This is a genomic window from Pseudomonas sp. P4_B3 (genome assembly GCF_056402295.1).
Window position 1 is genome coordinate 67,968 of the sequence record NZ_JBFUHR010000016.1, and the last position, 14,638, is coordinate 82,605.

A 14,638-nucleotide genomic window follows, 5' to 3' on the forward strand; every position below is an offset into this window, starting at 1 on the left:
GCCCACCATTCAGCCTCCCCCTTGTTCATTGTGACCCGCTGCGCAGTGCCTGAAACTCGGACTCATTGTCCCCTGGCCTGCTGGAGTCCCCCATGAATGAGTCTGTGCGCTTCGAAGATAAAGTCGTGATCATCACCGGAGCCGGTGGCGGCCTGGGACGGGCGCATGCACTGCTGTTCGCCAAACAGGGCGCCAGGGTGCTGGTCAACGATCTTGGCGGCTCGGCCCAGGGTGAGGGCGCCAACGCCTCGGCCGCCGACCGCGTGGTGGCGGACATTCGCGAGGCTGGTGGCATCGCCGAGGCCAACCACGACTCGGTCACTGACGGTGACAAACTGGTCCAGCACGCTCTGGACGTCTTCGGTCGAGTCGACGTAGTGGTCAACAACGCCGGGATCCTGCGTGACAAGACCTTCCACAAAATGGATGACGCCGACTGGGACCTGGTTTACCGCGTCCACGTCGAAGGTGCCTACAAAGTCACCCGCGCCGCCTGGCCGCACATGCGCGAGCAGAACTACGGCCGGGTGATTTTCACCGCGTCGACCTCGGGCATCTATGGCAACTTCGGCCAGTCCAACTACGGCATGGCCAAGCTCGGTCTCTACGGCCTGACCCGCACCCTGGCCATTGAAGGCCGCAAGAACAACATCCTGGTCAACGCCATCGCCCCCACCGGCGGCACACGCATGACCGAAGGCCTGATCCCGCCGCAAGTCTTCGAACAGCTCAAGCCGGAACTGGTCAGCCCGCTGGTGGTGTACCTGGCCAGCGAGAATTGCCAGGAAACTTCCGGCCTGTTTGAAGTCGGCGGCGGCTGGATGGGCAAGGTCCGCTGGGAGCGCAGCCTCGGTGCCGGGTTCGATCCACGGACAGGTTTCTCCCCGGAAGACGTGGCAGCTCATTGGCAGCAGATCTGTGATTTCGAAGGCGCGGCGCATCCGAAAGACAACATCGAAGCGCTGAAGGAAATGATGGGGAATTTGCAGAGATATACGCTCTGATACCGCCGGCAAGGCCACATTGATTGACCTTGCCGGTTGTTGCATTTGTCGGCTGGGAGCCATTTGTTACCGATCAGCCGGGAAAGTATTTGACTACCAGTGCCTTCAGATTGGCGGCTGTTTGCACGTCCATTTTTCCGTCGAAGTTTTCCGGGCGAAAATGCATCTGGAATGCCCGCACCAACTGTTGAAAACCGCCTTCAGTGGAAGCGCCCGAAACATCGTATCCATAGGTTTTGAACAGCTTCAGCAATTCGCTTCGGGCTGGAACGCCCGAAGTGTTGTATTGGCGCAGATACTTGTCCCGAGTGGTTGCATCGAACCAGGCGCCGACGCCTTTCAAGTACAGCGCCTGCCAGGGAAACATCGGCCCCGGGTCACTCTTGCGGCCGATCGAAACATCGGAGTGGCCCAAAACCTTCGTCGGCGTGATATCCGGGTAGCGCTTGAGGATGTTCAGGGCCAGTTGTTCAATCGCAGCGATCTGCTCGGGGTGATACGGCGGAAAGGTGAATTCGCCGTTGTTGTCAGTCGCCAGGTTGACGACTTCAATGCCGATGGACGTGTCATTCAAATTGCTGCGGTTGCCCCACTGACTGACGCCCGCGTGCCAAGCGCGATGGGTTTCATCCACCAGGTTGAAAACTTCCTGCCCGGTATGACCGGCGCTCAGGTAACTGGGGTCAGTGATATCTGGAATCAGATAGTGCGCGCTGACATACGGGCCGGTCAGGGCACTGACAGAACTTGAAAAGTTAGCGGCCGTGTAGTGAAGAATCAGAAAGTGTATTCGACTGTTGAAGCTTCGGATTGAGCGATACTGGTTGTAGTTGATGGATTTCATGGTTGCACTCGCAATAAATAAGTTTGAAGCCGGACGAAAATAAAAATCGTGCGCCGACTTGTTGTTCAACTTAATGGCTCGAGTGCTTTTGGTGTTTACCTTTGGCTGTAGGCGCTTTCTGAAAAAAATGTAGGCGCGCTAAGTTTTTTCTGGATGCTCAGGGGGGACTGACGGGCAGCCGTTACTCATCAAAAAACATCGCCCATAAAAAAGGCCGCTGCAAACGCAGCGGCCAAGGTAAGACGTTGGATCAGGAGCTACAAATCAACGTCAGTGAACGCGGGGCGATGAACCGAATCCTCAATTCATCTGAAATCTTTCATCACGGCGCAGGCCGGTACATCGTGCCTGCGGTGGTTTACCGTGACAGCCAGGCAAGAATAAGCCCTTGGTGTCGTAGGAAAAATACCAATTACGGACATGCACTGTTGCAACCCCGGCAACAGTCAGGATTCGGCTGCTCGTCCTCTGGGTGATGACCCTGTGCCGGTCATCCTTTAGAGGTACACCACGAATACCTCCTTGGTGCGCTTATCGACCCCGGTGCCCGGCAGTAGGGTGAGGCCTTCTGTCACTCACCGGGGAAGACGCATGACAAAAACAACAATGCGCGCCATCTTCACACCACAGGCGCTGGCGGCTGCGGTTGCATTGGGCTGCTGTGCCCAGGCACAGGCCATTTCGTTCAACATTGGGGAAATCGAGGGGACGTTCGATTCCTCGCTGTCGGTCGGCGCGAGTTGGGGCGTGCGTGATGCGGATAACGCCCTGGTGGGCACCGTCAACGGCGGTTCCGGCCAGTCTTCGACCGGCGACGACGGGCGATTGAATTTCAAGAAGGGTGAAACCTTCTCGAAAATCTTCAAGGGGATTCACGACCTCGAACTGAAGTACGGCGATACCGGTGCGTTTGTGCGTGGCAAGTACTGGTACGACTTTGAACTGAAAGATGAGAGCCGGCCATTCAAGGACATCAGCGATCACAATCGCAAAGAGGGCGCCAAGTCTTCAGGCGGACAAATCCTCGACGCTTTCGTCTATCACAACTACTCCCTCGCCGATTTGCCGGGCACGGTCCGCGCCGGCAAGCAGGTGGTCAGTTGGGGCGAAAGTACTTTCATCGGCAACTCGATCAACAGCATCAACCCGGTCGACGTGTCCGCGTTCCGTCGACCGGGGGCAGAGATCAAGGAAGGCCTGATTCCGGTCAACATGCTGTTTGCCTCCCAGGGGCTGACGGACAAATTGACGGTCGAAGGCTTCTATCAACTGGAGTGGGACCAGACGGTTGTCGATAACTGCGGCACCTTCTTCGGTGTGGACGTGGTAGCCGATGGTTGCAACAAGGGTTACACCGTCGCCAGCCCGGCCATTGCACCGCTGCAGCCGATTGCTGCTGCCTTTGGCCAGGGCTTCGAAGTCAGCAAGGAGGGGGTGATCGTTCCCCGTGGTGGCGACCGCGATGCCCGGGACTCCGGACAGTGGGGGACGGCATTGCGCTGGCTGGGGGACGACACCGAGTACGGCCTGTACTTCATGAACTACCACAGCCGCTCACCGAATGTCGGGACCACCACCGCTGGCCCCGGTACGCTGGCAAGCCTTCCGGGGATCGTTGCCGCCGCCAACCGCATCGCGCCCGGCAGCGGTTCGGGCCTGGCCCAAAGTGTGATGCTCGGTCGTGGCCAGTATTACCTCGAATACCCGGAGGACATCCGCCTCTACGGCGCGAGCTTCTCCACCACGTTATCCACCGGCACCGCGTGGAGCGGCGAAATCAGCTACCGCCCCAACCTCCCGGTGCAGGTCAACACCAATGACCTGACCCTGGCCATGCTCAATCCGATTGCAGGTGGTGCGGCATCGCCCATCGCCACTACACCGGGGGCCGACAACAAAGGCTACCGCCGCAAGGAGGTGACGCAGGTCCAGAGCACCCTGACGCATTTCATCGATCAGGTCGCGGGTGCGGATCGCCTGACCCTGGTGGGCGAGGCGGCGGTGGTTCGGGTCGGCGGCCTGGAGCCGCGCACCAAACTGCGCTACGGCCGCGACTCGGTGTTTGGTCAGTATGGTTTCGGCGGTGATACCGGCGGCTTCGTGACCTCGACGTCGTGGGGTTATCGCGCCCGGGCCATTCTCGATTACAACAACCTGATCGCCGGGATCAATTTCAGACCCAACCTCTCGTGGTCCCACGACGTCTCCGGCTTTGGCCCCAACGGTCTGTTCAACGAAGGCGCCAAGGCCATCAGCCTCGGTGTCGACGCGGACTATCGCAACACCTATACCGCGAGCCTCAGTTACACCGACTTTTTCGGCGGGGACTACAACGTCCTCACTGACCGTGACTTCGTGGCGTTGAGCTTTGGTGTGAACTTCTGATCTGGCTGAAAAGGATGAATTCAATGCGCAAGATGATTCTGCAATTGGGCACCGTTCTGGCCCTGAGTCTGCTGGCTGCCAACGTGATGGCCGCGGTGTCGCCGGAAGAAGCCAACAAGCTCGGCACCAGCCTGACCCCACTCGGTGCCGAGAAGGCCGGCAATGCCGATGGCTCGATTCCGGCCTGGACCGGCGGCATCCCGAAAAATGCTGGCGCGGTGGACAGCAAAGGTTTCCTGGCCGACCCATTCGCCAACGAAAAGCCGTTGTTCGTGATCACCGCGGCGACCGTCGACAAGTACAAGGACAAACTCTCCGACGGCCAGATCGCGATGTTCAAGCGCTATCCAGAGACTTACAAGATTCCGGTCTATCCCAGCCACCGCACCGTGGCGTTACCGGCGGAAATCTATGAGTCGGCCAAACGCAGCGCTCTGAACGTAACACCGATCAACGACGGTAACGGTCTGGCCAATTTCACCGGCAATCGCTACTACGCGTTCCCGATTCCGAAGAATGGCGTGGAAGTGATCTGGAACCACGTCACGCGTTACCACGGCGGCAATCTGCGCCGCACCATCACCCAGGCGACACCGCAGTCCAATGGCGATTTCACCGTGATCCGCTTCAAGGACGAGGTCGCCGTGCCGTCGTTGCTCGGTGATCTGAAACCGGGCAGCGACGATAACGTCCTCAACTACTTCAAGCAGGAAGTGACCGCACCGGCGCGGCTGGCGGGCAACGTGTTGCTGGTCCACGAGACCCTCGACCAGGTCAAGGAACCGCGCAAGGCCTGGATCTACAACGCTGGACAGCGCCGGGTACGGCGTGCGCCACAGGTCGCTTATGACGGCGTCGGCACCTCATCCGACGGCCTGCGCACTACCGATAACTTCGATATGTTTTCCGGCGCACCGGATCGCTACGACTGGAAACTGATCGGCAAGAAGGAGATGTACATCCCCTACAACAGCTACAAGCTCGACTCGCCAGACCTCAAATACACCGATGTGATCAAGGCCGGGCACATCAATCAGGACCTGACTCGCTATGAGTTGCACCGGGTCTGGGAAGTCGTCGCCACGGTCAAGCCGAGCGAGCGCCACGTGTACGCCAAACGCCACATGTACATCGATGAAGACAGCTGGCAAGTGGCGCTGGCCGACCACTACGACGGGCGTGGCCAGCTTTGGCGCGTCGCCGAAGGGCATGCCCAGTTCTACTACGATCACCAGGTGCCGACCTACACCGTCGAAGCGCTGTATGACCTGATTGCCGGCCGCTATATCGCCCTGGGAATGAAGAACGAAGAGAAGCGCAGCTTCGAATTCAACATCGATGCAAAAGCGGGGGACTACACGCCAGCAGCCTTGCGTAGTACGGGGGTTCGGTAGGTTTCCTACAGACTCTTAAACAAAAGGGTGACTTCGCGGTCACCTTTTTTATAGGGGTTGATCAGTGTGTTGAATACTTCTTCAACAAGCGCTCGGGAGGGGACTAGGGTGGCGCCAGAATTATAAAAAAGGCGCACCACAATGACTGCAATGACGCACTGTCTGGACCACCCCGGTTTCCTGCCCCGACTGTCGTCCCATCATCTGTCCCGCGAGCGGCTGATCGAGCCCATGCTGGTCTCGACCGCGCGGGTGAAGTTACTTTGCGCGCCGGCCGGTAGTGGCAAGAGCGCGTTGCTCACCGAATGCCTGCTGCGGGCGCCGGAGCACTCTCGGGTCTGTTGGCTGCCGCTGGCGGGGGCGTCGTTGAGTGCAGCCGATTTTCTGTTGCGCCTGACGCAAGCGCTGGGTCTGCCCTCGGCGGATGAGCCCGGGCTGCTGGCGCATCTGGCCCGATTACAGGCGCCGACCTGGCTGTTTCTGGATGATTACTGCCGCGCACCCAATCCGGAACTCGACCGGATGCTCGATCGCCTGTTGGCCGTCGCCAGCCCGGCGCTGACCTGGTGGCTGAGCTCCCGTCGACGACCATCCTGCAATTGGCCGCGGCTGCTGCTGGATGATGAGTTGTACGAGTGCGAAGGCCGGACGCTGGCGTTTACCGAGGCCGAGGTCGGGCAGTTGCTCGGTCATGTCGAGCCGACCCTGGCGGCACAAACCGCCAAAAGGGTAGTTGAGCGCAGCGGTGGCTGGTGCGCTGGCGTGCGGATCGCGTTGCTCAATGGTTGTCCGTGGTCTGGTGAACAGGGGCGTTCGGCGACGCTGCTCGATTATCTGCAGCATGAGTTGTTCAACACCTTGCCGCCGGAGTTGGTTGAAGTCTGGCAGGTGTTGGTTCATCTGCCACGCTTCAACGCCAGCCTGTGCGAGCATCTTTTCGGTACGGGTGAGGGCGCACAGTGGCTGCACGCGTTGCAGGAAATGGGCTGCTTCATTGAACCCAGGGAGGACTCCGTCGAGTGGTTGCGGATCTTCGAGCCATTGGCCCGGGCGATGCGTGAAGAGCCGACCCCGGCCGGGCGATCCTGGCATCGCCGCGCGTGCCAATGGTTCAGCACCGAAGAAGACTGGCAAGGTGCGTTCGAGCAGGCTCTGTTGGCGCAGGAGTTCGAAGTTGCGGTCAGCCTGTTGCAGCACTTCAGCTTCGAGCATTTGTTCCGGCGTGAAAATGCTTGTCTGTTGTTGAATCTACACGAGCGTCAACAGGCTGAGTTGACCCTTGTTACACCGCAATTGGTGGGACTGGTTACTGCGGCGTTGTTGTTTGCCGGGCGCTTCGATCATGCTGCCGTGTGCATCGAGCAACTGGCTCGATTTGCCCCACAGCCTACGCAAAAACTGCAACGGCAACTGCTGGCACGCTGGCAGGCGCAACAGGGCTGGTTGCTGCATTTGCAAGGCCGCATGGAGGCGGCCCGTGCGCACTTTCTCGATGCGCTGGCCGAGTTGAGCGTCGATGCCTGGCCGGTGCGATTGTTGTGCCTGTCGGGTCTGACCCAGCAGGCCTTGCTCAACGCCGAACTCGATGCGGCGCAGACGTTCAATCGTGAGGCGCTGTGTCTGGCGCGCGCCCAAGGCTCGCTATTGTTCGAAGGGCTGCTTGAACTCGATCACGCGCAGTTGCTGGAGATGCGCGGTGCGCCCCGACGCGCCGAGAGCTTGTTGGCTGAAGTTTTTGACCTGTTGTCCCGACAGGCTGATCGACCGACGCCGTTATTGGGGCGAATTGCCCTGCGGCGAGGGCGGTTGGCCCTCTGTCAGGGACAAGATGAGTTGGCCGCCGGTTTCTTCCAGTCCGGCCTGGAGGACTGCCTGCAAAGCCAGGACAAGCACGCGCTGTATGGCTTTCTCGGGCAAGCGCAGATGGCCGCCAATCAGCGCGATTACGCCCTTGCGTTTGATCGTTTGCGCGAAGCCGAACGCGTGATGCAGCAGCGCCAGATTCCCGATACGGTGTATCGCGGGGTGCTGCTGCAAATCAGCAGCCATTTCTGGTTGCAGCAAGGGCGACCGGAGTTGGCCTGTGAAGCGCTGACCCGTGTCTTGCGTCACTATCGCGGGCCTCGTGCACGCCAGGCGCCACCGGCCACGCTTCAACTGATTGCCCGTATCGAGTACCAATTGGTGTTGGCGCAGATGCATTTGCAACAGACGCAAAAGCCGCTGGATCGGCTGCAGGAGTTGCTCGATCACGCGCAACGGCATGCCATGCTGGCGCTGGAAACGGAATTGCATTTGGCGATCAGCGAAGTGGCGGACCTGACCGCGGAGCCCAGGCTGGCCAGGGCGGCTTTGGAGGCGGGCCTGGCGCTGGTGAAGCGTTGTAATGGGCAACAGGCGTTGCGTGAACTGGGGCTGCGCCAGCCGAACTTGCTCAGCCGTTTGCGCGGGGAAGAGTCGGTGACGGCCATGCTCGCCGATGTCAGCCCGCTGAGTACCCGGGAGATTGAGGTGCTGGGTCTCATTGCCCAAGGCAGTTCCAATCAGCAAATTGCCGAGCGACTGTTCATCTCCTTGCATACGGTGAAAACCCACGCCCGGAGAATCCACAGCAAATTGGGGGTTGAGCGTCGGACGCAAGCCGTGGCGATGGGCAAGAAGCTGGGGCTGATCCTGCCCGTCTGATCAGCGCCGTTGCGTTCAGGTTGTCAATGCGTCTGGCTGATAACCCATGCGCCAACTCACTGCTCGTGTGGCAGACAGCAAACGCTGCGCCGCGGGACCGTTTTCATCGGCATGGAACAGCGAGGTCGGCCCGACCACGGTCAGTACTGCCGCAATCTTGCCCATGGCGTTGAATACCGGTGCCGACAAGGCATCCACACCGGGCATCAACAATCCATGCACATGATGCAGGCCCCGTTGGCGGATCTGTTCGCACATCGTCGTGTACGCCTGATCATCCGCCAAGCTGTGGGTGGCGCTGCTCTGCAACTCTTGATCGCGCAGGTCCACGGTTTCACGCCTGGGCAGGTAGGCGCCAAATACCAGTCCCGTCGAAGAACTGAGCAATGGCAACACCGAGCCCAGTTGTGTCACCACCGTCACCGCACGCACCGCCGGTTCGATATGCACCACGGTCGCGCCCTGGTTACCCCATACCGCCAGAAAACAGGTTTCGTTCAAGTCGTCACGCAACTCGGACAAGGGCAGGGCGGCAACTTTCAGCACGTCCATACTGTTGAGTGCCGCCAACCCTACGCGCAAGGCTTCGCGGCCCAGGCCGTAATGGTTGGTGGCGGCGTTCTGTTCGGCAAAACCGCTGGCGATCAAGGCCTGCAAATAGCGGTGAACCTTGCTCGCCGGCATCTGCACGTGTTCAGCCAGGCGCGACAGCGAAGTCGAGGGCGACAACTCGGCCAGAGCCTTGAGGATGTCGGTGCCAACCTCAGCCGAGCGGACTTTCTGTTTGCCGTTGCTGTCGCTGGTAGGTTTTTCCATGGTGGCGGTTTGATCCTGTAACGAATGGGCGTCTTTATAGCTTGACGGTCAATACCAATCAAATTACGTTATGCGTAATCTAATTACGATAAAAATAACCGAGGCTGGCCAGTCACTCTTCCAAAGGGTGACCGGCATTGCCGACTCCCTGTTCAGGAGGCTCCATGAACCCCGATTCAACGACGCCAGCGCTGGCCTACCTGTCAGGCTTCGGCAACGAATTCAGCAGCGAAGCGTTGCCCGGCGCACTGCCCGTCGGCCAGAACTCCCCGCAAAAAGCCCCGTACGGCCTCTACACCGAACTGTTCTCCGGCACGGCGTTCACCATGCCGCGCAGCGAGGCGCGGCGCACCTGGATGTACCGCATCCAGCCGTCGGCCAATCACCCGGCATTCGTCAAACTTGACCGGCAACTGGCCGGCGGTCCGCTGGGTGACGTGACCCCCAATCGCCTGCGCTGGAACCCGTTGGATATTCCTGCCGAGCCGACCGATTTCATCGACGGTCTGGTGAGCATGGCGGCCAACTCGGGCGCGGAAAAACCGGCCGGGATCAGCATCTACAACTACCGCGCCAACCGTTCCATGGAGCGTGTGTTCTTCAACGCCGACGGCGAGATGTTGCTGGTGCCTGAACTGGGGCGCCTGCGCATTGCCACCGAACTCGGCGTGCTTGAACTGGAACCGCTGGAAATTGCCGTACTGCCACGCGGCCTTAAATTCCGCATCGAACTGCTTGACCCGCAAGCCCGCGGTTATGTCGCCGAAAACCATGGCGCGCCGCTGCGTCTGCCGGACCTGGGGCCGATTGGCAGCAATGGCCTGGCCAATCCGCGGGACTTCCTGACCCCGGTGGCGGCCTACGAAAACCTGCAACAACCGACCACGCTGGTGCAGAAATTCCTCGGCCAGTTGTGGGCGTGCGAGCTTGATCATTCGCCGCTCAACGTGGTTGCCTGGCACGGTAATAACGTGCCGTACAAATATGACCTGCGCCGTTTCAACACCATCGGCACCGTCAGTTTCGATCACCCTGATCCGTCGATCTTCACGGTATTGACCTCGCCAACCAGCGTCCACGGCCTGGCCAACCTCGACTTCGTGATCTTCCCGCCGCGCTGGATGGTGGCCGAGAAAACCTTCCGCCCGCCGTGGTTCCATCGCAACCTGATGAACGAATTCATGGGTTTGATCCAGGGCGAATACGACGCCAAGGCTGAAGGTTTTGTGCCCGGCGGTGCTTCGTTGCACAGCTGCATGAGCGCCCACGGTCCCGACGGTGAGACTTGCACCAAAGCGATCAACGCTGACCTCAAGCCGGCGAAAATCGACAACACCATGGCGTTCATGTTCGAAACCAGCCAAGTGTTGCGCCCAAGCCGTTTCGCCCTCGATTGCCCACAACTGCAAAATACCTACGACGCCTGCTGGGCTACGCTGCCCGCCACTTTCGACCCGACCCGGAGATAACCCATGACGCAGACTTCCATCACTCGCAGCTGGGTTGCGTCCGCCAACGGCCACGCGGACTTCCCCCTGCAAAACCTGCCGCTGGGCGTGTTCAGCCTCAATGGCTCGGCTCCGCGCAGTGGCGTGGCTATTGGCGAGCATATCTTTGATCTGCAAGCGGCCCTTGAAGTCGGGTTGTTCGATGGCGCCGCGAAGGCTGCGGTCGAGGCTACTTGTTGCGGCCAGTTGAATGCGTTCTTCGAACTGGGCCGCGAGGCCCGTGTGGCCCTGCGTGAACGCTTGCTGGAACTGTTCGCCGAAGGCAGCACCCTGCACGGCAAGATCGAAGCCCAGGGCGCAAAACTGCTGCCGCTGGCGGTGGATTGCGAGATGCACCTGCCGGCGAAAATCAACGATTACACCGATTTCTACGTCGGCATCGAGCACGCGCAGAACGTCGGCAAACTGTTCCGTCCCGACAACCCGCTGCTGCCGAACTACAAGTACGTGCCAATCGGCTACCACGGTCGTGCGTCGACCATTCGCCCGTCCGGTACTGACGTCCGCCGCCCGAAAGGCCAGACGTTGCCGGCCGGTCAGAGCGAACCGACGTTTGGCCCTTGTGCGCGCCTGGACTACGAACTGGAGCTGGGCATCTGGATCGGCCAGGGCAACGACATGGGCGACTCGATTGCCATTGGCGACGCCGCCAATCACATCGCCGGTTTCTGCCTGCTCAACGACTGGTCGGCACGGGACATCCAGGCCTGGGAATACCAGCCGCTGGGGCCGTTCCTGTCGAAAAGCTTCATCACCAGCATCTCGCCGTGGGTGGTCACCGCCGAAGCACTGGAGCCGTTCCGTCGTGCCCAGCCTGCGCGTCCGCAAGGCGATCCGCAGCCGCTGCCGTACCTGCTCGACAAGCGCGATCAGGCCGCTGGTGCGTTCGACATCGAACTGGAAGTGTTGCTGCTCACCGAGGCCATGCGCGAGCAGAACCTGCCAGCCCATCGCCTGACCCTGAGCAACACCGGGCACATGTACTGGACCGTGGCACAAATGGTCGCGCACCACAGCGTCAATGGTTGCCAATTGCAGGCCGGGGACTTGTTCGGCTCGGGCACGTTGTCGGGACCGCAGAGCGGTCAGTTCGGCAGCCTGCTGGAAATTACCGAGGGCGGTAAAAAGCCGATCGAACTGGCCTCGGGCGAGGTGCGTAAATTCCTCGAGGACGGCGACGAAATCATCCTGCGCGGACGTTGCCGCCGCGACGGGTTCGCGTCCATTGGCTTCGGCGAATGCCGCGGCAAAGTGCTGCCGGCGCGCTGACAGGAGCAGGGCATGGAACTCTATACCTACTACCGTTCGACTTCGTCGTACCGGGTGCGTATCGCGTTGGCGCTCAAGGGTCTGGATTATCAATCCTTGCCAGTCAACCTGATCGCACCGCAGGGTGGCGAGCATCGGCAGCCGCCTTATCTGGGCATCAACCCGCAGGGCCGTGTGCCGGCCTTGCGCACCGATGAAGGCGAATTGCTGATCCAGTCTCCCGCGATCATCGAGTACCTGGAGGAGCGTTATCCACAGGTGCCCCTGCTGTCCAAAGACCTGGCTGCCCGTGCTCACGAGCGCGGCGTGGCGGCAGTGATCGGCTGCGATGTGCACCCGCTGCACAACGTCAGCGTGCTCAATCGGCTGCGCCAGTCGGGCCACGACGAACCGCAGGTGGTGGAGTGGATCGGCCACTGGATCGGCCAAGGGTTGGCGACGGTGGAGCAGTTGATCGGTGATGAGGGTTACTGTTTCGGCACCGAACCCGGGTTGGCGGATGTCTACTTGATCCCGCAACTGTACGCGGCCGAGCGGTTCAATGTTTCTCTTGAAGCTTACCCGCGAATCCGGCGAGTGGCGGCATTGGCGGCGACACACCCGGCGTTCATCAAGGCGCATCCGGCGAATCAGCCAGATACGCCTTAAGTCAGAAGCAGGATCTTTTGCTTTTAATGAACGATGGCGTTCGGCGGCAAATGCCCCAACCGTTCCGTCAGGCGAATCCGCTGGATCGGATCGTCGCTGAGCAGCAGTGCGTGCTCCAGGTCAAAACGCTCGGCGTTCGGGCAGTCCAGTCGTTGGTACAAGCTGGCCCGGGCCAGATAGTCGGCGGCGCTGGCGTTGCCCAGTTCCAGGACACGCTCGGCGTCGATCAAGGCATTGATGAAATCGTCGTGGGACAGGTACAACTGGCGCAGGTTGCGCGACAGCCGTTGCAGCATCTGTACCGGCTCGGCGGTTTCCAGGTGCTCGGCGCTGAGCTTGATGTTCGGGCCGTACTGGCGGTGCAACAACTCCCGACAATCGTTGGGATAAAGGCGACGGCCGCCGCAGGGATCGAGCAAATGATCGGCGCCCGGCACCCGCAGCAGGAAATGCCCGGGAAAGTTGACCCCGACCAGGGGAATCTCCAGGCCCCTGGCCAACTCCAGTGCTATCAGCGCCAGCGTCAAGGGTTGCCCTCTTCGGCGTTCCAGTACCTTGTTCAGCAGTGCCACTTGCGGGCGCAACGGCGTGAAATCGTCCTGGGCGAAGCCAAGGTCATTCAGGCGCCGCAGCAGCGGCTGGGCCAGTTCACTGACCGGCAGCATCGGCAAGCCGCCGCTGACCCGTTGCTGCAACTCCTGGAAATCGGCCAGCAGTGCTTGCGGCTCCACTTCGCTGTCGTGCTCGACCGCAATCCACAGTGCCGCCTCGAACAGCGCGGGCGGTGAACGTTGCAGGCAGGCGAAGAACGATTGGCGCGGGGTCATCAAAATCTCCGGGCAATGCCTCGTTTTAGCCCCCTCTCCGGCGTTCGTCCAGTGCCGTACAAGGTCGAATGCAGGTTATTTCCTAAAGCTTGCATCGTGGCCGTGCTTATTCCGGTGCGCTTCTGCAATTTTTGGGCGCAAGCCTATACTGGCGACTACAAGAAGTGATTCGGGAGCCTTACGATGTTCGCTCTCATGCAAAGCACCCGCCTTGAATCGCTGCATCTGAGCGTTGACTCGGTCACCGGGTTGAAGGCGGTCATTGCCATTCATAACAGCCGCTTGGGGCCTGCCCTGGGCGGCTGTCGTTACCTTGCCTATCCCAGCGACGAGTCTGCGGTCGAGGATGCGGTGCGCCTTGCCCAAGGCATGAGTTACAAGGCGGCACTGGCCGGCCTGGCTCAGGGCGGCGGCGTGGCGGTGATCATCCGCCCCGTTCACGTGGCCAACCGCGCCGCGCTGTTCGAAGCCTTCGGGCGCTGTATCAATCAGCTCGACGGGCGCTACATCACGGCTATCGACAGTGGCACCTCAGTGGCGGACATGGATTGCATTGCCCAACAGACCCAACACGTCACCAGCACCACCTCGGCGGGCGACCCCGCGCCGCACGCGGCGATGGGTGTATTCACCGGTATTCGCGCCACTGCAATGGCGCGACTGGGCAGCGATAACCTCGAAGGCCTGCGCGTCGCCATTCAAGGCCTGGGCAACGTCGGTTATGCCCTGGCAGAACAGTTGCACGCCGCCGGGGCCGAACTGCTGGTCAGCGATATCGATCACGGCAAGGTGCAACTGGCGATGGAGCAACTCGGGGCTCACCCCATCGCCAACGACGCACTGCTCAGCACGCCTTGCGATATTCTTGCGCCGTGCGGTTTGGGCGGAGTGCTGAACAGCCACAGCGTGACGCAACTGCGCTGCTCGGCAGTGGCCGGTTCGGCGAACAACCAACTGACCCATCTGGACGTCGCCGATCAGTTGGAACGGCGGGGCATCCTGTATGCGCCGGACTACGTGATCAATGCCGGCGGTTTGATCTATGTTTCGCTCAAACATCGGGGCGAAGAACTGGGAACCATCACCGCGCACCTGTCGAAAATCAGTTCGCGCCTGACTGAAGTGTTCGCCCACGCCCAAGCGGAAAAACGCTCACCGGCCCGGGTGGCGGACGAACTGGCGGAGAAAGTGTTGTACCGGTGAGTCAGGCATGAGTTTTCCACAGGCATGAAAAAGGCCCTGAGCCATTCGACTCAGG

11 protein-coding genes are annotated in these 14,638 nt (G+C 60.6%); 8 read left to right on the forward strand and 3 right to left on the reverse strand.

The features are described from left to right. Positions 1–92 precede the first annotated feature (92 nt). The gene (locus tag AC1DWG_RS19330; protein ID WP_115948084.1) at positions 93–1,004 is read left to right on the forward strand and encodes an SDR family oxidoreductase; all 912 of its coding nucleotides are present in this window, start codon (positions 93–95) and stop codon (positions 1,002–1,004) included. A gap of 73 nt (positions 1,005–1,077) precedes the next feature. Here the strand turns inward: AC1DWG_RS19330 and AC1DWG_RS19335 are convergent, their stop codons facing one another. After that, positions 1,078–1,848, reverse strand: a complete 771-nt coding sequence (locus tag AC1DWG_RS19335; RefSeq protein ID WP_477788225.1) for an N-acetylmuramoyl-L-alanine amidase — start codon at positions 1,846–1,848, stop codon at positions 1,078–1,080. Positions 1,849–2,439: 591 nt separating this feature from the next. On the opposite strand from AC1DWG_RS19335, the gene AC1DWG_RS19340 reads away from it, so the two are divergent. The 3 genes from AC1DWG_RS19340 to AC1DWG_RS19350 all read left to right on the forward strand — a co-directional run bounded on the left by AC1DWG_RS19340 (position 2,440) and on the right by AC1DWG_RS19350 (position 8,312). After that, complete coding sequence (locus AC1DWG_RS19340) at positions 2,440–4,233, forward strand: DUF1302 domain-containing protein (RefSeq protein WP_477788203.1); 1,794 nt, start codon at positions 2,440–2,442, stop codon at positions 4,231–4,233. 23 nt (positions 4,234–4,256) lie between these two features. Then, entirely contained in the window at positions 4,257–5,627 is a 1,371-nt protein-coding gene (locus AC1DWG_RS19345) for a DUF1329 domain-containing protein (protein WP_477752940.1), read from the forward strand. Positions 5,628–5,768: 141 nt separating this feature from the next. Then, a complete protein-coding gene (locus tag AC1DWG_RS19350; RefSeq protein WP_477763233.1) occupies positions 5,769–8,312 on the forward strand; it encodes a LuxR C-terminal-related transcriptional regulator in 2,544 nt (847 codons plus the stop codon). A gap of 15 nt (positions 8,313–8,327) precedes the next feature. On the opposite strand, the gene AC1DWG_RS19355 is transcribed toward AC1DWG_RS19350, so the two are convergent. Continuing rightward, a complete protein-coding gene (locus tag AC1DWG_RS19355; RefSeq protein ID WP_477752938.1) occupies positions 8,328–9,128 on the reverse strand; it encodes an IclR family transcriptional regulator in 801 nt (266 codons plus the stop codon). A gap of 164 nt (positions 9,129–9,292) precedes the next feature. Between AC1DWG_RS19355 and hmgA the strand changes: the two genes are divergently transcribed. The 3 genes from hmgA to maiA are packed head-to-tail and all read left to right on the forward strand — an operon-like array spanning position 9,293 to position 12,553. Continuing rightward, the gene (hmgA, locus tag AC1DWG_RS19360) at positions 9,293–10,597 is read left to right on the forward strand and encodes a homogentisate 1,2-dioxygenase (protein ID WP_477763234.1); all 1,305 of its coding nucleotides are present in this window, start codon (positions 9,293–9,295) and stop codon (positions 10,595–10,597) included. 3 nt (positions 10,598–10,600) lie between these two features. Further along, a complete protein-coding gene (gene fahA, locus AC1DWG_RS19365) occupies positions 10,601–11,905 on the forward strand; it encodes a fumarylacetoacetase (protein WP_477763235.1) in 1,305 nt (434 codons plus the stop codon). A 12-nt stretch (positions 11,906–11,917) separates the two neighbouring features. Further along, entirely contained in the window at positions 11,918–12,553 is a 636-nt protein-coding gene (gene maiA, locus AC1DWG_RS19370; RefSeq protein ID WP_477752935.1) for a maleylacetoacetate isomerase, read from the forward strand. A 23-nt stretch (positions 12,554–12,576) separates the two neighbouring features. Here maiA and AC1DWG_RS19375 read toward each other — a convergent pair whose 3' ends face one another. Beyond that, complete coding sequence (locus AC1DWG_RS19375; protein ID WP_477752934.1) at positions 12,577–13,380, reverse strand: SirB1 family protein; 804 nt, start codon at positions 13,378–13,380, stop codon at positions 12,577–12,579. A gap of 183 nt (positions 13,381–13,563) precedes the next feature. Here AC1DWG_RS19375 and AC1DWG_RS19380 point away from each other — a divergent pair, with 183 nt between their 5' ends. Continuing rightward, the gene (locus AC1DWG_RS19380) at positions 13,564–14,583 is read left to right on the forward strand and encodes a Glu/Leu/Phe/Val dehydrogenase family protein (protein WP_477760005.1); all 1,020 of its coding nucleotides are present in this window, start codon (positions 13,564–13,566) and stop codon (positions 14,581–14,583) included. The last annotated feature ends 55 nt before the right edge of the window (positions 14,584–14,638 follow it).